Origin of the sequence: Lysinibacillus sp. G01H, from assembly GCF_028872195.1 — a bacterium.
GTDB classification, from domain to species: domain Bacteria; phylum Bacillota; class Bacilli; order Bacillales_A; family Planococcaceae; genus Lysinibacillus; species Lysinibacillus capsici.
Map to the genome: position 1 here is coordinate 1,623,075 of NZ_CP118397.1, position 18,587 is coordinate 1,641,661.

An 18,587-nucleotide genomic window follows, 5' to 3' on the forward strand; every position below is an offset into this window, starting at 1 on the left:
GAAAATAGATGTGCAGAAAAGGGCTTTAGCAAGTGTCCATTTTCACTTACCCTCCAGGATCTTATCTGTAACACTCATCGCCTATGAGTGACACGGTCTCCTCTGCAATCAACCAAGTTACAAAAGTTTCTCCATAGTAATATAGGAGGGAAAAGAATCGGCTCTTTTTTTACATGTTTTTGTTCAAGGGAAATATTTGTTTTTTCAGAAATCTATTGTAAAATGAAGCAAACCTTTAAGGTTATTTAAAGAAATTAGGTGACAAATATGACAAAAATATTAGTAACAGGGTTTGAGCCATTTCTTGATTATAAAATAAATCCAACGATGCAAATTGTGAAAGCATTAAATGGAAAGAAGATAGATAGCTATGATATCGTCGGACGAATTCTATCTGTAGATTTTCAGCAATCAGCGGAGCAATTAAAACAACATATAGAAGAAGTGAAACCACAAATCATTATTTCATTAGGATTAGCTGGAGGACGTTTTAAAGTGACACCCGAGCGCATTGCTATTAATGTGAAAGACGGAGAGCCTGATAATAATGGCTATACACCAGTTGATGAGCGCATCCATGAGGAGGGGGCAGATGCTTATCTAACAAACTTACCGATTCGCAGTATGGTAAATCGTTTGCAGGCAGAAGGATATCCAGCGGAAATCTCCAATACAGCGGGTACATACTTATGTAATAACATTATGTATGAGGGGCTTGCTTATGCGCAGCAACATGAAGGGGTTCGTGCTGGCTTTATTCATATTCCAGCATCATTTGAGCTGGCAATCCAACATGGCAAAATTCCAGGCTGGAGTATCGGAGATTTGATAGCTGCGGTACAGCTTTGTATTGAGGAGACGGCACGTGCAACCAATCATTGATTTTCCGCATTCCATGTGGATTAGTCAACATACTATTCGTTTTGCATTCAAAGAGGTAATTTCCCACTCAAACTTTCACGCGGTCCAAGCGTTCAATCGATTTCTGAAACAGCAGCTACAGCATAACCTAGTCGAAAGTGTTGCAAGCTACCACACTGTGACAGCTTATATTAAACAAAAAATAGATGTTGAACGTTTAAGGATGCAGTGGCTTGAGATGCAAGCCTCCACAACCATTGACGAAGGAACGAATCGACTTTTAAAAATACCCGTCTGCTATGATGAGGAATTTGCCTTAGATCGCAAGCGCGTAATGAATTTCACAGGATTACCTTTTGAGGACATTAAAACATTGCATATGTCCAAAAGCTATTATGTGTATTTAATCGGCTTTTTACCAGGGTTTCCATACTTAGGTGAGCTTGATTCTAAATTATTTGTGCCACGCTTACAGAAACCAAGGGCATCTGTATCAGCGAGTTCAGTTGGGATTGGGGGTGGACAAACGGGAATCTATCCTGTTGATTCACCTGGAGGCTGGAATATTATAGGGAAAACACCGTTTGATTTATTTGATGTTCATGGCAAAGAGCCATTTTTATTTGAACTTGGTGATGAAGTTCAGTTTTATGAAATAACCCAACAGCAATTTTGGGAAATGAAAAGCAAAGGAGTGTAGCAATTGAAGCCACTTCTGCTTGTAACAAAACAAGGGGTTTTTGGAAGCTTACAAGATAAAGGAAGGTTCGGCTATCGGGCATTTGGTATTCCGTTATCTGGACCAATGGATCACCGATCGTTTAATGCGGCTCAAAGAATCTTACATCACCATCATGATGAAACGTCTTTTGAAATGTTTATAGGTGGTTTTGAATTTGAGGCGCTGGCTGATTGTGTTTATGTATTAACAGGAGGACATGGTACATGCTTGGTTAATCAAGTACCAATCGAAATGTGGAAAACATTCCATTTAACGAGGGGAGATAGATTATCTATCAAGAGTGTCCATCAAGGCTCTATTGTTTACTTAACTCCATTAGGAGGTTTTCGTACAAACGATGAGCTTGGTAGCCAATCCTATCTTCCGCTTGGGAATTTGGGAACATGCATTACAAAAGGAAGTATTTTATATGGGCAAGTATCACCATCTCTAAAAAATAATAGAGGGCTATATGCACCCTATCGTCCGCGTTTTGACAGTTCCATAACGGCTCGACTGTTTAAAGGACCTCATTTTCATTTATTTACAGAAAAAAGTCAGCAACAATTTTTACAAAATCCTTTTCAATTTATTGGCGGCAATCGTATGGGCTACTACATCAAAGGACCTGCCTTAGAACTTCAGGAAATGAAGGATATTCTGTCAGAAGCTACACAGTTCGGAACAATCCAAGTGCCTCAAAGTGGTGATCCCATTATCCTAATGGCTGATGCTCAAACAGTAGGAGGCTATCCTATTATTGCAACAGTTCATGAAGAAGATTTACATAAAGTAGCGCAAATGCGTATGTTTAACACAATTCACTTTGTACTGGAGGAAACATGATGTCAATTGATATCAATTGTGATCTAGGTGAAAGCCACGATGCTTTTATAACGGGTAAGGATGAAGAACTATTAGACTATGTAACGTCCATCAACATTGCATGCGGCTATCATGCGGGACATCATACAATCATGCATCAAATCGTACGTAGCGCCATTCGTAAAAACGTTCACATTGGTGCGCATCCAGGCTATCCAGATCGAGAGGGGTTTGGTCGCCGTAACATGGAATGTAGCTCAGGTGAAATTTACGATATGATGGTTTATCAAATTGGTGCCTTACAAGCATTTGTGGAGATTGAAAATGGTACGCTTCATCATGTTAAACCACATGGCGCACTTTATAATCAATGCGCGAATGACCATGAAAAAGCGTTGGCTGTAGTCAATGCAGTGTATGATCTTAATCCACAGCTTATTTTATATGCCTTATCTGGTAGCCTCATCGTAGAGATTGCTAGAGACAAAGGGCTTCAAGTATATGAGGAGGTTTTTTCGGATCGACGCTATAACAATGACGGCACTTTAGTGAACAGACAGGAACCAAATGCCTTAATACAATCGGAAGAAGAAATGCTAGTGCATGTAAAAGGTATTTTGACTGCTAATGAAGTGTTGTCAGTCCAGTTCAAAAAAATTAAAGTTGCAGTCCAAACCTTATGTATACATGGAGATGGTTCACATGCACTAGACTATGCGAAAAAAATTGCAGGTCTCAAAAAGCGATTACAATAAAATGTAAAAATGGATGCCCTAAACAAGGCATCCATTTTATTTAGATTGTTGTCACTAGCTCCACTGCTTCTAGCACAATTGGCGTACCAGCAGAAAGAGTACCTGTGACAGTATTGAACGTTATTTCAGTTGTAGAAACTGTATAGGCACCACCCTCCTGTAGAACACCATTGATATATAAGTTATAGTAACCATTTGCGACTTCCGGGAATGCTGTTGCTGCTGTACCGCTATCATTTAAAAACGTTGTTGCAGCGACTGTTGTGCCATCTGCAATGGCAAGGGGTGCAGCTAAGACGTTAAAAAATCTTGTAGAAGTACCTGTTACATTGACGTGAATATTAATAATGGAAAGTGCCACCTGATTCACCTCCTTTCATTTCCTTTATTTTGTTGTAAAGCCTAGCGATTCAATAATGATGGGTGTTCCTCTATACAATGTGGCATTATAGGGTACGATTGTCAGGGAGGCTGGGGTTACCGTATAAATGCCGCCTTCCTGCATCACTGCATTAATATAAAGGTTAACGTAACCATTGGGTGAAAAAATTGTAAACTCAGTAACGGAATTTGCTTCATCATTCCAAAAGAGATCGGCTGGAAGAGTTGCCCCATTCGATAGATCAAGATCAGCTGTAACGATATAAAAATATCGGTGGATTGTTGGGATAATCATACCTTCAGGGACTATTTCAGGAGGATTAATGGGTATTCCGTTTGTTGCTTTTATACGGGGCCAGATAAATCGCTCCTCACAGTTACATGAACAATATTTTTCAATGATTTGATGAGACTTAGGATTTATCATATGGCATCACACTCCCTTCATAAAAAAATAACTTTGCCCCGAATATGCTTACTATAAAATATGAAGAAAAAATAAAAAGAACTAGTTGACCATCTATCATTTGGCATAGATTTTTTGTATAAACATGTTTTTCTAAGGATGGAAACGTTGGCATATATGCTTTAAATTAGTGTTATACTTTGCTAGTTGAATAAGGTAGAATACTAATTATGAATAATTAATGAAAAAGGGGTTACTGGTTTCATGAAAGATTTTGAACAACAATTGGAGGGGCTATTAAAGCAAGCCTCTTTGCAATACATAATTTATCAGCATAATGGTGATACAGAGCGCATGGATAAAACATCACTTTTTGCTCGAAAAATTCAGCAAAAAGAGTATGTGATTGGCTTTGCAGGCCATTTCTCTGCAGGGAAGTCCAGTATGATTAATGCGCTGTCTGGTGAAAATCTGCTGGCATCTAGTCCTATTCCAACAAGTGCAAACATCGTAAAAGTTCATAAATCAGAGGAAGACTATGCGATTGTTTATATGCACAATGAAAAGCCTGTAAAATTTGAGGCTGGCTATGATTTTAAAACAGTAAAAGAGCTAAGTAAAAATGGGGATTTAGTGTCACAAATTGAGATTGGACACAGTGCCTCTACACTACCACTAGGTGTCACTGTAATGGATACGCCAGGGGTAGACTCCACAGATGATGCGCACCGCATGTCAACGGAATCAGCATTACATATTGCCGATATCGTATTTTATACAATGGACTACAACCATGTGCAGTCGGAATTAAATTTCCAATTCACAAAGCAATTAATGAAATATAATCCAAATGTTTATTTAATTGTCAACATGATTGATAAGCATAAAGATAATGAATTGAGCTTCGAAGAATTTAAAGCAACTGTTCATCAATCCTTTGCAGCATGGGGTGTTGTACCGAAAGGTGTTTTCTTTACTTCATTAAGAGAGCCTGAGCATCCACATAATGATTTTGAGGCAGTTAAGAAAATTGTGATGGACAGTATGAATGATTGGCAGGAGCAGCTTGTACAAACAGCTACGAATACATTGCGTTTATTGCAAAGCGAGCATGACAATTATTTAATGGAAGAAAGACAGGATCGTTTGGCAATTGATGAAGAAATTTTAAGTGCGGATGACTGGGCACACCATCAGGATATTTTAGAGCAATACAATAAATTAAATCGTCAGGTTGAATTATTCTCAGTAGAAGCTTGGAACGAAACGTTTGAGGAGCAACGTAAGGAGCTGCTCGCTAATGCTGCAATTATGCCAGCTGATTTACGCGATCGCTTACGCCTTTATTTAGAAAGCATGCAGGAAGGTTTTAAAGTTGGGGGGCTCTTTACTGCAAAGAAAAAAACAGAGGAAGAGCGAAACCGACGCAAAGAAGAAGCGTATAGTGCCTATCAAAATGTGGTCCATGCACAAATCACGGGGCATTTAAAAGGTCTTATGAAAAAGGCATTGAAGGACGTTGGTGCATTAAATGAGGAACGTGCCGCAGCCATTGATGCCTATGTATTTGACTTACCTTTTTCATTGATTGAGCAGCAAGTTCAAACAGGCGCTATTTTAACAGGTGATGCTGTGTTAAACTTCGCTAACCGTATCGCAGAAGCAACAAAGCGCTACTTCATTCAGGAGACAGATAGCTGGAAAAATGCGCAAGCGACAACTCTTGAAGCTGTTGCAACAGAAACTGCCGCACCATCAAAATTAAAAATGGCGGGTATGCAGGACAAAGTAGATGCCATTAATGCGGTCCTTGAAATTGAAGGCTATCAGCAATATAGTGCAAGTACTATGCATCAAGCGAGCAATGAAATTCGTACAGTTGCCAATCAACAGCTTACTAATTGGGAACAATCATTTAAACAAGATTTAGCAGAAATTCGTTTATTTGACGAGTCTATGTTGCAGCCAAAAGAGCAAATCATCCAACAAGAGGAAGCTCAGCAAGCTACTAGTGCAACGACTCTACCAATCGATGGTGTGATTAACCGTGCACTTCATACTGCTAATGCAGTCAAAGAGGTGCAAGGCTTTGCCGAAGTAGCCCAATACCTTGAAAATAAAGTAGAACGACTACAGAAAAAAGATTTTACCATTGCATTGTTTGGCGCATTCAGTGCTGGGAAATCTTCCTTCTCGAACGCTTTAATGGGAGCCAAGGTGTTACCTGTATCACCAAACCCAACAACTGCGGCCATCAATAAAATTCGTCCAGTTACACCTGAACATCCACATGAAACAGCGGATGTACAGCTTAAAACTGCTGAACAAATGCTAGAGGATATTCAAGGCTCCTATGCGGCGATTGGTTTGTCTGTATCGACATTGGAGGAAGCCTATAATCGTGCTGATGAAGGGCTTGCAGTTCAGTTAACGGACGAACGTTTAAATGTTCATAAATCATTTATTCGTGCCTATAAAGAAGGCTATCCAACCTTTAAGTCTGAGTTTGGTTCTATCCTTCGCGTAGACCGTGAAGAGTTTGAAAAATTTGTAGCACAAGAAAATAAATCTTGCTTTGTTGACAATATTGACTTCTATTATGATAGCCCATTAACACGTATGGGCGTGACACTTGTTGACACGCCAGGAGCGGACTCTATTAATGCCCGCCATACAGGCGTAGCATTTGAATATATTCGTAATGCTGATGCCATCCTATTTATTACGTACTATAATCATGCCTTTGCCAAAGCTGACCGAGAGTTTTTAATACAACTTGGTCGTGTGAAGGATGCATTTGAGCTAGATAAAATGTTCTTTATTGTCAATGCAATTGATTTGGCAACAACAGATGAAGAACAGGAAGATGTAAAAGGCTATGTACGCTCAGAGTTACAACGCTTTGGCATTCGCTTCCCGAGACTATATGGGGTATCTAGTCTTTTAGCGTTGGAAGAAAAGGTAGAAGGTGCCGATTTAACATCAGGTATGCCACCATTTGAAAAAGACTTCCATACATTCTTAAATGATGAGTTGAGTGCATTAGCCGTTCAAGCTCTTGCAGAGGAAGTTGATAAAACGGAGCAACGTTTGGCGGATTTAATTGCCCAAACAGAGGAAAACTTAAAACGTAAAGATGAGCGACTAGAGGAATTAACAACACTTGAACAACATATTCAATCGAAGTACAGTGTACTGAATACGAGCATGTTAGAGAGTGAAACAAAACAGGAGCTTGATGAGCTACTTTATTATGTTCTTCAACGTGTTTATTATCGTTACCCTGAGTTCTTTAAGGAAGGCTACAATCCTTCTACCTTTGCTGCAATGCCAGCACAACAAGCATTGGAGCATGCATTAAAAGAAGTGATGCAAAGCTTGCGTTTTGATTTTACTCAAGAAATGCGTGTAACAAACTTCCGTTTATCGCAGTTCATTAGCAAAAAGATACAACAACGTTTTAAAGATGAAGTACGCGAATTGAAAGAGTTAAATCGAAGCTTCTCATTCCTAGCCTTTGAATCTTCTGAGCCAAATTTATTGGATTTTGAAGGACCGTTTGCGGATATTTCCAAATATGCTAGCGTAAAATCTCATTTCCGCAATCAAAAAGCTTTCTTTGAAAAGAACGAAAAAGTGAAGCTAAGTGAGGCACTAGAAGCTGTAACAAAACCCGATGCACAAGATTATTTAGATGCACAGAAAGTTTCCCTCATGACATGGGCGATTACGTTTATTGCAGAGGAAGCCGAAAAATTACGTTACTATATTTATCATCAAGCGCTTGAACAAATTGACACAGAAAGATTAGCCTTACAAGAAGAGAGTCGTTTAGCTTCTTGGAAAGCGATTTACGCACAATTACAATACGCATGAGGTGATTCCAATGGGAAAAGTATTCAAATCAGTGGATGAAATTCAATTTGATGGTGTCCGTTTTATCGATGCTCGTTACGATCTTCAGGACAAAGAGGCCGGCAAAAAGGCATTCGAGGACGGTCATGCTACTGGTGCTATCTATATTGATTTAGAACAGCAGTTATCGGATATGGATAGTAAAGACGGTCGTCATCCGATGCCAAGCAAAGAAAAATTGGCATCCGTTTTTCAAGAACTAGGATTACGCTATGAAGATCAGATTGTAGTTTATGACCAAGGAGCAGCTCCATTTGCCCCACGCGCCTGGTGGATGCTAACCTATGCTGGTTTCCCAAATGTAGTGATTGTCAACGGAGGTGCCCCAGCACTAGAGGCGAAAATTCCTTTTACCAAGGATATTATTAAATATCCCCCAACCATCATTGAGTTTGATTGGAAAGATGAGCTTTATGCACCACGCCAAGCCGTAAAAGCCATTGTGGATGGAGAGGTGAAAGCCACTTTACTCGATGCGCGTGCTGCTGCAAGGTACCGAGGAGAAGTAGAGCCATTGGATAAAGTAGCAGGTCATATCCCAACTGCGAAAAACTTTGACTGGGAGCAATTGAAGTCAAATGGTCAACTAAAGGCAAATGATGCATTACGTCAAAAAGTTTCACCTGATGAGCAGGTTGTTGTTTACTGTGGCAGCGGCGTAACCGCCTCTCCTCTTTATGCTGTGTTAGCAGATGAAGGCTATGACAACATCCAATTATATGTAGGTAGCTTCAGTGATTGGATTACAGAATATGACGTGGAAAAAGGCACAAACGAATAAAAAGAAACGCTCACTTCGGTGGGCGTTTTTTTATATAGTGCGGTGGATATAGCGTAAAGTAGAGGTTAGAATTTAATGTAGCGGATAACCTCTTCAGATTGGCGGATACGGAAGAAAAAATGGAGGATAGAACGTTCAAAGTGACGGATAGAATTTAATGTAGCGGATAACCTGCTCAAAGTGGTGGAAAAGAATGAAAAAATGAAGGATAGCCCTTTGAAAGTAGTGGATAGAATTTAATACCTGATCAAAAAATCCATCAAAGTGGAGAGAGCATGCAAGGTTGCAAAGCTAAAATGCATAGTTTAAGAGTCTAATAGATAAAGGGGGATGAGGGAGTGCAGGAATCGCATGAAGAACTTCCTGAGAGGTGGGTGTTGGAGGATATGATAATGAAGCTTTATTGAGATTCTATCATGATTATACATTGCCTCAGGTGGCTTAAGTATTGCAGCGGAAATTAGGGACGACCAAAACCATTTTATAAATTAAAGCAGGCACTGGAACAGGAGGGGGAAGGGTGAACGATCTAAAAAAGCAGATGGATCTAATAGACATTCCAGAATCGTTACATCAGCGTAGTCAACAAGGCATTGAACAAGCAAAAAAAGAGCAGTACAAAACTAAGAGCTGGGTGCCCAAGATTGCTGTAACACTTGCGGCGGGTGGATTTGTGGCATTAATGAAGGGGGAACAGCACTTAGATAATGCTCGGGCTAGTGCGTTAATGTCACAATTAGATAATTTACCTCCGCCGATGTATTGGATTTTGGCTATTTTATGCCTATTCATCATACTATTCATCTCTAGAAAAAAGCTTAATCAGAAAAAGACAATTGGTGTTGCCATAGTTTCGATTCTACTGATCGGTAACAGTACGATTTTTTTACAACATCAATTAAGAAAACCAGTTGTGGTGCCTACTGTAATTGAAGTTACGGATAGCTCACAGAATGCTTTAGAGATACGCTATATTACAAACAAGTATGACCATCGATATGTTAAATATTTGCAGGCAGAAGATGTGCAATTACCAATAGTATACGATCAAATGGAGCAAGAGAATTTAGTAAATGGTTTTTATTATCCATTCGATACTTCGCAAGATTTACTCTATCAAAATGTTCGATTAGCTTTTTTTCAGCTTGATTTAAACACGATGAAAAAAGTGATGGCAAGTGAGACTGTTTATCTTTTACTAAATGACGGGATGAAATTGCCTGCCCCAATTCATTTTACGAGGGAAGTCTTCATTGATGAAAAACAGATCATGAATAATAGCTATAGTCAGTCACAACATGATTCGGAACAAATCATTTCATTTATCCTTCAACAGGATGCTATTTTTGATGCATTTTATGTTCCCGCTGCATTAGAGGGTAAGATACTATTGAAAGAATGGAGATTAAATGATCAGCGTTACACAGCAAGTGATTTTCCTTTTTCAGTGACGAAAGGTCAACGCTTGGAGATGACTATTCAATTGAAGGAAGCCCCCTTAGATATCAATACATCCATAGGTTTTAGTGGCCCGGATGGTTATTTAACTAAAAGATTATATTCACAAGCGTATTTTACGACAAATTTGGTGAAAAAGGTGCGTGAAAACAATGAGTGAATCTACACAACAGGTAAAACTTTTACAATGGTTAGCAGTGGCGCTCTTTTTTCAATTGATCTATTTAAATGTTTTTAAATACGCTAATCTTGTACAAGATATCCTTGTTTATGGGGCCTATTTAAAAAGTCTTTCGTTCTATAAAGAAAAGGCACCTATCAAAACATATATGGCCTGCGCTCTGATGATAACCTTGATGAGTACCATCTTTTCTTTCCATCTTCTCTTTTATTGGAGTACGGTTTTAATTCAAGGAATTGAATTGCTGATTATAATGGAATTTGGAAAAATTTTATTATGCATTGAACAAAAACACGATGTACAGGGTACAACTACAAGAGTGATGAAAAAATATATAGCGATATCCTTTGCCGTCATTATTAGTTGGACACTATTGATGAATGTTATAAGTGATTGGCAGATGGGATTATTGTTCCTGGGCGCATTGCTTTTATTGGCTGTAAATTTACGGTTATTTCTTCATGTGTTAGCACTTCGTAAACATGTAAAAAGCAAATCCTTTGTTGTTACCTACTTACAAAAATGACTCACCATTCATTTTATGCTACACTTTTTGTACAAGGGGCAAAGGGGGAGCAGGATGTTTAAACGGGAGAAAAGTATCGAGATTCAGCAGCATCGCGGTGTACAATGTGCGCATGGGAAAGTTGCGGTTCAGGGGGTTGGTATGAGTGTGTACAGCTTTTTTGTGGATGGGTTACTGATTGATACAGGTTCCTACTCACTGTCGCAGGAATTTCAAACCTTTTTTAAGGATATACCGATAGAGCAATTGGCATTAACACATTCACATGAGGATCATGCTGGAAATGCAGCGTGGATTCAACATCATAAGAATGTACCTATTTATATTCATCGTGATTCAGTCAATCTTTGTGCTGAGGATGGAGAATATCCACTCTATCGTCAGGCATTGTGGGGGGAACGACCAGCGTTTGTTGCCCAACCATTTGGTCAAACATTACAAACGAACGCAGCAACATGGGATGTCATTGAAACACCTGGACATACAGCGGATCATCTTTCTTTTTACAATCGAGAAACAGGCGCTATGTTTACAGGAGATTTGTTTATCCAGCCAAAGACGAAGGTTGTGCTTGATGAAGAAAATATTGTCCATACCCTGGCGTCTTTGAGGAAAATAGTAAACTATGATTTCAATGTCGTCTATTGCTGTCATGCAGGCTTTATAGAGGATGGTCGAACGAAAATACAAGAAAAAATTACTTATTTGGAAGACATGCAAGGAAAAGTGAAACAATTATTTATGCAAGGTTATTCTGTTGAAGAAATCACCAAAACAATTTTTCCTCGTGATTATCCGATTACAAAAGTTTCGGGAGAGCAATGGTCTTCCAAGCATATCATTACGGCCTTTATTAATCATTTTACCGAAGAGTCCTATATATAGGGCTCTTTTTTTGGCTTGTTAAGAATTTCACAAATACTTTGATCTGTATAATAAAAAACTTTGTGAAAAAATGTGAATAAATTGTGACGAAGTCAATCAGGGCAATGGATGCGCTTACAAAAGTTTGTGAAAAAATTCTCATTTACATAAGAAAAATACTATGTGAAAAGTTGAACAGGCTAAACGGCTCTATGTGTACACTTTATAATGTGTTAACAATTGCATTAATTATCTTAAAATAATTGATTGTGAAACGTTTAATTTGACAGAAAAATGTAATGAAAGTCATTAAACATTGAACTATTGAAGTTAAAAATAAATTGACAGAAAATTCGTTGACTATATTTTCACAAAGTATTATGATTCTGAAATATAATAAAAAACCAAAGGGAAAAGGATGGGATAGAATGGACGTAATGAAAAAGGCATTAGAAATGCATGCACACTATAGTGGGAAATTAGAGGTGAGCTCAAAAGTACCTGTACAAGATTCCTATGATCTTAGCTTAGCTTATTCACCAGGGGTAGCAGCGCCATGTGTGGAAATTGAGAAAAATCCTTCGCTTGTGTACGACTATACAATGAAGGGGAATATGGTAGCTGTTGTATCTGATGGGACAGCAGTTTTAGGGTTAGGAGATATCGGCCCGAAAGCTGCCTTACCTGTAATGGAAGGGAAGGCGATTTTACTAAAGCGTTTTGCCAATGTTGATGCTTTTCCAATATGCTTAGATACAAAAAATACGGATGAAATCGTCAGCATTGTGAAGGCGCTTGCCCCGACATTTGGTGCGGTAAACTTAGAGGATATTTCAGCACCAAGATGCTTTGAAATTGAGGATCGCCTACGTCAAGAATGTGATATTCCAGTTTTTCATGATGATCAGCATGGAACAGCGATTGTTGTAGGAGCAGCGATGATTAATGCCAATCGTATTGTGAAAAAGGATGTAGCAACGATGAAGGTTGTGATTAATGGTGCTGGTGCTGCAGGCATTGCAATCTTACGTATACTTGTGCAAATGGGCTATAAGAATATTTATATGTGCGATACAAAAGGTATTATTTATGAGGGTCGTACAGAGGGGATGAACCCGATTAAAGAAGCGGTTGCTCATTTGACGAATCCAGAGAAGCAACATGGTACACTAGAGGATGCACTAACAGGTGCAGATGTCTTTATTGGAGTTTCTGTAGCCAATCTATTAACGGAGGCACATATTGCGTCCATGAATGAAAATCCAGTTGTCTTTGCCTTAGCTAATCCAAATCCTGAAATTACGTATGAAAATGCCAAAGCATGGGGGGTACGTGTGATGGGAACGGGACGTTCTGATTATCCAAATCAGATTAATAATGTTCTCGCATTCCCTGGTATTTTCCGTGGAGCTTTAGATGTGCGTGCTACGGATATTAATGAGTCAATGAAGCTAGCTGCTGTAGAAGCGATTGCCTCCCTTGTGAGTGATAAGGAACTAAAGGAAGAATATATTGTTCCTAAGTCTTTGGACGAACGCGTAGTGGCTATCGTCTCACGCGCAGTAAGTGGGGCAGCTGTTGAATCTGGCGTATCTGAGCTATTCCAGCAAAGTACAGCACTTTCTGTCTAATAAAATTAAAAAAGCAGATAGAGAAAAGTTTCAGGCTTTTTCTCTATCTGCTTTTATTATTATGCTGTATCAAGTTAACAAAGGCCTTATCTCAAGTTTTTAGACCATGCCAACACCAATAATTCCGATGAGTATGACAAAGAAAAGAACAAATAATACGATGAAGATAATAATGGCTGGAATAAAGATGGTGAAGAAAGCCATCCAGTTCGAAATTTGGTGTGCTTCAGCGACTACACCTACAGAAATAACAAATGACCAAATCGTCACAATGATGCTTACTAAAATAGTTGGCCAAAAAATCCACGGTAATGAACCCATAAAATTAGGATCCAATAATGAATCGGGTGAAGTCATTAACCAAATAATATAAAGTGGAATCAGTACGATATATGGGATTGCTGTTAAGCTTAACCCCTTAAATAAGTCCGAGTAAGTCCCAGTACCTTTAAATAATTTCCCGAATAGCCAAGAGATGAGTGCAGAAATAGCTGTGCCAATCACACCTGCGATTGGAGCAAAAATGACACATAATAGGACTAAAAGCCATGGCGAAAAATCAGGGAGAAATTCTGAATCAATTAATCCAGACATAAGAGAGCCAATATAACCAATAGACAAAACCAAAATTGCAAAGCCGATAGATTTTTCATTAATCATATAACGAGTCGTTTGCTTTGGATGCATCCAAACTGATAAAAATGGATTTAGTTTTGACCTTTCTTCTTTCGATGTCTCATTCAAGTTTTCCATCAAACTACCTCCAAAATAATAGAATAATTGCTTGTTACATATAGTTAATATACGAGAGAAGTAAAGAAAAGTTTCATGGAAAATAAAAATTAGCCCACACATAAAAAAAGAGTCGTAATTGTCGACTCTTTTAAAGGTTGTTTCTATTATTCAGCTAACATAATTTTCTCAAGTTCTAACGGCTCAATATATTGCTCACCTTTGTAAGCACGCATATTACCGCCTGAAATTTCATCGATTAATAAAATTTCATTCGTTTTCGCATCGCGGCCGAATTCTAATTTAATGTCATAAAGCGTTAAGCCTTTTTTAGCAAGCTCTGCCGCTACAAATTTGGAAATTTCAATTGTACGTTGTTTTAAAATGGCGTATTCTTCATGAGTTAACAGGTTTAACATCGCTAAAGCATCTTCAGAAATTGGAGGATCTAAACGATCATCATCTTTGATTGTTACTTCTACAAAGGAGTCTAAATCTTGTCCTTCTTTTACATAGGCACCATAACGGCGTAGGAATGAACCAACTGCCTTGAAGCGGCAAATCACTTCTAAGCCATTACCGAAAACAGTCGCCGGTTTTACAGTCATTGTTGCATCTTCAAAGTTTGCATCAACGAAATGCGTAGGAACACCTTGTTCGTTTAATTTTGAATAAAAATAAGAAGTTAAACGTAAACCAGCCAAGCCAGCCCCATCAATGGTTAAACCGACAGTATTTGCACCTGGATCAAACACACCGTTTTCTCCTGTAACATCGTCTTTAAATTTTAATAAATAATGACCATCTTCTAATTTAAACACATTTTTTGTTTTACCTGTATACAATAATTCCACAAAAAACCCTCCAATATTTTTCATAGTACTCTAAAATTATAACACGAATGTTTTAAATGTTTAATGATAAAAATGTTCGTTTAAAACGTTTATTTTAATGTTTTATAACTGGATTATAAATAAAAAATAAGGTGATAACGAATGTTCGTTATCACCTTGGTTGAAATTAAGAATATTCCGAAATCAAATCCTAGGAAACATTGAAAATAGAATGTTATTAATAGACACCTTCAGTAAGCATTCCATCTGCTACTTTGATAAAGCCAGCAATGTTTGCACCAACTACTAGGTTACCTGGGAAGCCATATTTTTCTGCTGCTGCTTTGCTGTCTGTATAAATATTTTTCATAATTTGATGAAGTTTCGCATCTACTTCTTCAAATGACCAAAATACGCGGCTAGAATCTTGTGCCATTTCAAGAGCAGATACCGCAACTCCCCCAGCATTCGCTGCTTTTGCTGGACCAAATAATACGCCTGCCTCTAGGAATTCATTGATTGCTTCAAGGTCTGATGGCATATTAGCACCTTCACCGATTGCTTTCACGCCATTCGAAATTAATGTACGAGCTGATTCACCGTTAATTTCATTTTGCGTAGCACACGGTAGGGCAATATCACAAGGAATCGTCCAAATTCCTGTACAACCTTCTGTAAAAGTAGCATTTGGTCGGTAATTAACGTAAGTTGAGATACGGTCACCTTTTACTTCTTTAATTTCTTTGATGGCATCTAAATCTAAGCCCTCTGGGTCATAGATATAGCCTGAAGAGTCTGAGCAAGCAACCACTTTGGCACCATACTGTTGCGCTTTTTCAATGGCATACGTAGATACATTACCAGATCCAGAAACAACCACTGTTTTTCCTTCGAATGAGTCATTTGCATCCTTTAGCATTTCGTTCACAAAGTAAACAGTACCGTAACCAGTTGCTTCCTTACGTGCTAAAGAGCCACCGTAGCCAGGAGTCTTACCAGTTAATACACCTGATTCATTTGCTTTTGTTAAACGCTTATATTGGCCCCATAAATAACCTACTTCACGAGCACCTACGCCAATATCACCAGCAGGAACATCGACATCTGGACCAATATGACGGTATAATTCAGTCATGAATGCTTGGCAGAAACGCATAATTTCTGAATCTGATTTTCCTTTCGGATCAAAGTTTGAACCACCTTTACCACCACCAATAGGTTGCCCTGTTAAAGCATTTTTAAAGATTTGCTCAAAGCCTAGGAACTTAATGATGGATTCGTTGACAGAAGGGTGGAAGCGAAGACCGCCTTTATATGGGCCCATGACATTGCTGTATTGTACACGATAGCCACGATTCACTTGTACTTGATTGTTATCATCTTGCCATGCTACACGGAAAGAAATAATACGATCTGGCTCCACAATACGAGATAAAATATTGGCCTTAATATATTCAGGATGTTGCGCGAATACAGGTACTAATGAGATGAAAATTTCTTCAGCTGCTTGTAAAAATTCCGCTTGATGACTATTCTGTTGTTTAAGTTGCTCAAATACGCCATCTACGTATTCTTTTGCTAATTGTTCATTGCTAACAGTTGTAATTGTCATAAATAAAACCCCCATTTAGTTGATAGGTGTATCGTATATCTATTTTTCAAACTATTCAATAAAATACTTTTAAAGTTTGTGAAAAATTGAGCAAGAGAGGTTGTTTTAAAATTATATTTAAATAATTTAGTTCTAAGTGATTCATCTGATTATGAGAAAGGAATGATGCCTTATTGTGAAGGTTCTTATAGACGCTGATGCCTGTCCAGTAGTGGATTTGGCGCTATCTATATCATCTGAGTTTGAGATAGAAACTATCTTGTTTTGCGATACATCACATCGTGTTGAACGTGATAATGTAATAACAATTATTGTACCCAAAGGTCCAGATTCGGTTGATTTTACGCTAGTGAACGCGCTTTCAAAACACGATATTGTTATTACACAGGATTACGGATTAGCAGCCATGGTTTTAGCACGAGGGGGGTATCCGATTGATCAAAATGGACGAGAAATGTCTAATGAAAACATCGAACGTTTGCTCGATATGCGTCATGTTGGTCAAAAAATTAGAAGGGCAGGTGGACGAACAAAGGGACCTAAAAAAAGAACACAAGAAAACAATATTTCGTTTGAAATGAAATTTCGACAAATTTGTGAACGAGCAATTTTAGCCTATAAACTGGAGGAATCTACAGGTGAAAAATGAACATAAACACGAACTATTCGAACAATATCCGCAGTTAAACGAACTAGCAAAAAAGGCTACTGTATTGTGGGAAAATACAAATTGGATGACAAATCCTGGAACAATGCTCTTTACTATGGCTGAAGTGGATGATGCGGAAGCAACATTACAACGTTTTTCTTCTTATTTAAAAGTAGCATTTCCAGAGCTTCTAGAAAGTGATGGTTTAATTGAATCAACGATCAAGGAAATTCCTTCAATGAAAAGTGCTATTGAACAAGCATATGGTGTGGCGATTCCCGGCCAATTGCTTTTAAAATGTGATCATGCATTACCGATCTCTGGCTCGATCAAAGCACGTGGAGGAATTTATGAGGTATTAAAACATGCGGAAAGGCTAGCTTTGGCAAGTGGAAGACTTAAAGAAGTGGATGATTATGCGATTTTAGCAACAGAGGAATTTCAGTCGTTCTTCCAACAATATACGATTGCAGTAGGCTCTACGGGGAATTTAGGATTAAGTATCGGCATTATGGGCAAGAAGCTCGGCTTTAATGTCGTTGTACATATGTCGAGTGATGCCAAGGAATGGAAAAAAGCCTTACTGCGGGAAAAGGGTGCTACAGTCATTGAATATGAAGCTGATTACAGTGTAGCTGTTGAGCAGGGGCGACAGGAAGCTGAGCAAGATCCAAAGTGTCATTTTATTGATGATGAAAATTCAAAGGATTTATTTGCTGGCTATGCCGTAGCTGCCAAGCGTTTAAAGGAACAGCTCGAAAGGACGAATATTACAGTAGATGAAGCACATCCATTGTTCGTCTATTTACCATGTGGCGTAGGTGGAGGACCAGGTGGTGTTGCCTATGGATTAAAAGAAATTTACGGAGAGCATGTGCATATTTTCTTTGCAGAACCTGTCGCTTCTCCTTGTATGACGATCGGACTGATGACAGGCTTACATGACGCAATTAGTGTAGAAGATATTGGCCTTGACAATCGAACAGAAGCGGATGGGTTAGCCGTTGGTCGCGCCTCCAAATTTGTAGGAAAAGTGATGGAGACGTATATAAGTGGTTGCTATACAGTATCAGATGAAGAGCTGTTTACATCTCTAGGATTAGCGATGGAAAGTGAAGGTTTATTTTTAGAGCCATCTGCACACGCAGGAATGTATGGAGCCATTCGTTTATTGCAACAAGGTCAATCCTATCTAGAAAAGCACGCATTAGTAAACCATCTACCACAAGCCACACATCTCGTATGGGCAACTGGCGGTAGCATGGTCCCACCTACAATGCGAGCTGCTTATTTAGCAAAGGCCAAGGAATTTAATTAAAGACGGTGTGAAGCTATGTTTGGATGGAAGCTTGACCTCTATTAGTTATATCCCACTTGAGCATGGAGTAAAGCATTCGAATAGTGAGTGAGATGCCACTCTCATGTAGGACCAAAACGCTCACAACATGTATGGACC

General features: G+C 38.6%; 17 protein-coding genes. 12 read left to right on the forward strand and 5 right to left on the reverse strand.

Features of this window, described 5'->3' with window-relative positions:
- The first annotated feature begins 267 nt into the window (after positions 1–267).
- From pcp to PSR12_RS07875, 4 genes are read left to right on the forward strand one after another with little or no spacing between them, the layout of a single operon-like run.
- A complete protein-coding gene (gene pcp, locus PSR12_RS07860) occupies positions 268–882 on the forward strand; it encodes a pyroglutamyl-peptidase I (RefSeq protein WP_257521772.1) in 615 nt (204 codons plus the stop codon).
- A complete protein-coding gene (pxpB, locus tag PSR12_RS07865; RefSeq protein WP_221680709.1) occupies positions 866–1,561 on the forward strand; it encodes a 5-oxoprolinase subunit PxpB in 696 nt (231 codons plus the stop codon). The genes pcp and pxpB overlap by 17 nt, the downstream gene beginning before the upstream one ends.
- Positions 1,562–1,564: 3 nt before the next feature.
- Complete coding sequence (locus tag PSR12_RS07870) at positions 1,565–2,428, forward strand: 5-oxoprolinase subunit C family protein (protein WP_274772484.1); 864 nt, start codon at positions 1,565–1,567, stop codon at positions 2,426–2,428.
- Entirely contained in the window at positions 2,425–3,162 is a 738-nt protein-coding gene (locus tag PSR12_RS07875) for a 5-oxoprolinase subunit PxpA (protein ID WP_274772486.1), read from the forward strand. The genes PSR12_RS07870 and PSR12_RS07875 overlap by 4 nt, the downstream gene beginning before the upstream one ends.
- 40 nt (positions 3,163–3,202) lie before the next feature.
- Here the strand turns inward: PSR12_RS07875 and PSR12_RS07880 are convergent, their stop codons facing one another.
- Positions 3,203–3,523 carry a DUF4183 domain-containing protein gene (locus PSR12_RS07880; protein ID WP_221680711.1) on the reverse strand — a complete coding sequence of 107 codons (321 nt, stop codon included), beginning with the start codon at positions 3,521–3,523 and terminating at the stop codon, positions 3,203–3,205.
- Between the two features lie 24 nt (positions 3,524–3,547).
- A complete protein-coding gene (locus tag PSR12_RS07885; RefSeq protein ID WP_274772488.1) occupies positions 3,548–3,970 on the reverse strand; it encodes a DUF4183 domain-containing protein in 423 nt (140 codons plus the stop codon).
- 243 nt (positions 3,971–4,213) lie between these two features.
- Between PSR12_RS07885 and PSR12_RS07890 the strand changes: the two genes are divergently transcribed.
- From PSR12_RS07890 to PSR12_RS07915, 6 genes are all read left to right on the forward strand, one after another.
- Positions 4,214–7,825 (forward strand): dynamin family protein, encoded by a 3,612-nt coding sequence (locus PSR12_RS07890; RefSeq protein ID WP_274772490.1) that lies wholly within the window; start codon positions 4,214–4,216, stop codon positions 7,823–7,825.
- 10 nt (positions 7,826–7,835) lie between these two features.
- Positions 7,836–8,645: a sulfurtransferase gene (locus PSR12_RS07895; RefSeq protein WP_274772491.1), complete on the forward strand. Its 810-nt coding sequence runs from the start codon at positions 7,836–7,838 to the stop codon at positions 8,643–8,645.
- A gap of 520 nt (positions 8,646–9,165) precedes the next feature.
- On the forward strand, positions 9,166–10,263 hold the full coding sequence (locus tag PSR12_RS07900; RefSeq protein ID WP_274772493.1) for a hypothetical protein: 1,098 nt from the start codon (positions 9,166–9,168) through the stop codon (positions 10,261–10,263).
- Entirely contained in the window at positions 10,256–10,810 is a 555-nt protein-coding gene (locus PSR12_RS07905; RefSeq protein ID WP_274772495.1) for a hypothetical protein, read from the forward strand. Before PSR12_RS07900 ends, PSR12_RS07905 begins: the two co-directional genes overlap by 8 nt.
- Before the next feature lie 54 nt (positions 10,811–10,864).
- Entirely contained in the window at positions 10,865–11,695 is an 831-nt protein-coding gene (locus PSR12_RS07910) for an MBL fold metallo-hydrolase (protein WP_263082398.1), read from the forward strand.
- Positions 11,696–12,102: 407 nt separating this feature from the next.
- On the forward strand, positions 12,103–13,305 hold the full coding sequence (locus PSR12_RS07915; protein ID WP_004269353.1) for an NAD(P)-dependent malic enzyme: 1,203 nt from the start codon (positions 12,103–12,105) through the stop codon (positions 13,303–13,305).
- Between the two features lie 99 nt (positions 13,306–13,404).
- Here the strand turns inward: PSR12_RS07915 and PSR12_RS07920 are convergent, their stop codons facing one another.
- The 3 genes from PSR12_RS07920 to gdhA form a co-directional block, all read right to left on the reverse strand.
- On the reverse strand, positions 13,405–14,058 hold the full coding sequence (locus tag PSR12_RS07920) for a Yip1 family protein (RefSeq protein ID WP_221680717.1): 654 nt from the start codon (positions 14,056–14,058) through the stop codon (positions 13,405–13,407).
- A 146-nt stretch (positions 14,059–14,204) separates the two neighbouring features.
- Entirely contained in the window at positions 14,205–14,891 is a 687-nt protein-coding gene (locus PSR12_RS07925; protein WP_257521777.1) for a phosphoribosylaminoimidazolesuccinocarboxamide synthase, read from the reverse strand.
- A 217-nt stretch (positions 14,892–15,108) separates the two neighbouring features.
- The gene (gene gdhA / locus PSR12_RS07930) at positions 15,109–16,482 is read right to left on the reverse strand and encodes an NADP-specific glutamate dehydrogenase (RefSeq protein ID WP_004269356.1); all 1,374 of its coding nucleotides are present in this window, start codon (positions 16,480–16,482) and stop codon (positions 15,109–15,111) included.
- Between the two features lie 175 nt (positions 16,483–16,657).
- Between gdhA and PSR12_RS07935 the strand changes: the two genes are divergently transcribed.
- Together PSR12_RS07935 and PSR12_RS07940 are read left to right on the forward strand one after the other, a co-directional pair.
- Positions 16,658–17,131 carry a YaiI/YqxD family protein gene (locus tag PSR12_RS07935; RefSeq protein WP_221680718.1) on the forward strand — a complete coding sequence of 158 codons (474 nt, stop codon included), beginning with the start codon at positions 16,658–16,660 and terminating at the stop codon, positions 17,129–17,131.
- Positions 17,121–18,449 carry a D-serine ammonia-lyase gene (locus tag PSR12_RS07940; protein WP_274772501.1) on the forward strand — a complete coding sequence of 443 codons (1,329 nt, stop codon included), beginning with the start codon at positions 17,121–17,123 and terminating at the stop codon, positions 18,447–18,449. The genes PSR12_RS07935 and PSR12_RS07940 overlap by 11 nt, the downstream gene beginning before the upstream one ends.
- Positions 18,450–18,587 lie beyond the last annotated feature (138 nt).

What these genes read in the sequence shown, in the direction of transcription:
- pcp (WP_257521772.1), top strand. Translation starts at nt 268, where the DNA reads ATGACAAAAATATTAGTAACAGGGTTTGAGCCATTTCTTGATTATAAA.
- PSR12_RS07875 (WP_274772486.1), top strand. Translation starts at nt 2,425, where the DNA reads ATGATGTCAATTGATATCAATTGTGATCTAGGTGAAAGCCACGATGCT.
- PSR12_RS07885 (WP_274772488.1), bottom strand. Translation starts at nt 3,970, where the DNA reads ATGATAAATCCTAAGTCTCATCAAATCATTGAAAAATATTGTTCATGT.
- PSR12_RS07890 (WP_274772490.1), top strand. Translation starts at nt 4,214, where the DNA reads ATGAAAGATTTTGAACAACAATTGGAGGGGCTATTAAAGCAAGCCTCT.
- PSR12_RS07895 (WP_274772491.1), top strand. Translation starts at nt 7,836, where the DNA reads ATGGGAAAAGTATTCAAATCAGTGGATGAAATTCAATTTGATGGTGTC.
- PSR12_RS07905 (WP_274772495.1), top strand. Translation starts at nt 10,256, where the DNA reads ATGAGTGAATCTACACAACAGGTAAAACTTTTACAATGGTTAGCAGTG.
- PSR12_RS07910 (WP_263082398.1), top strand. Translation starts at nt 10,865, where the DNA reads ATGTTTAAACGGGAGAAAAGTATCGAGATTCAGCAGCATCGCGGTGTA.
- PSR12_RS07915 (WP_004269353.1), top strand. Translation starts at nt 12,103, where the DNA reads ATGGACGTAATGAAAAAGGCATTAGAAATGCATGCACACTATAGTGGG.
- PSR12_RS07920 (WP_221680717.1), bottom strand. Translation starts at nt 14,058, where the DNA reads ATGGAAAACTTGAATGAGACATCGAAAGAAGAAAGGTCAAAACTAAAT.
- gdhA (WP_004269356.1), bottom strand. Translation starts at nt 16,482, where the DNA reads ATGACAATTACAACTGTTAGCAATGAACAATTAGCAAAAGAATACGTA.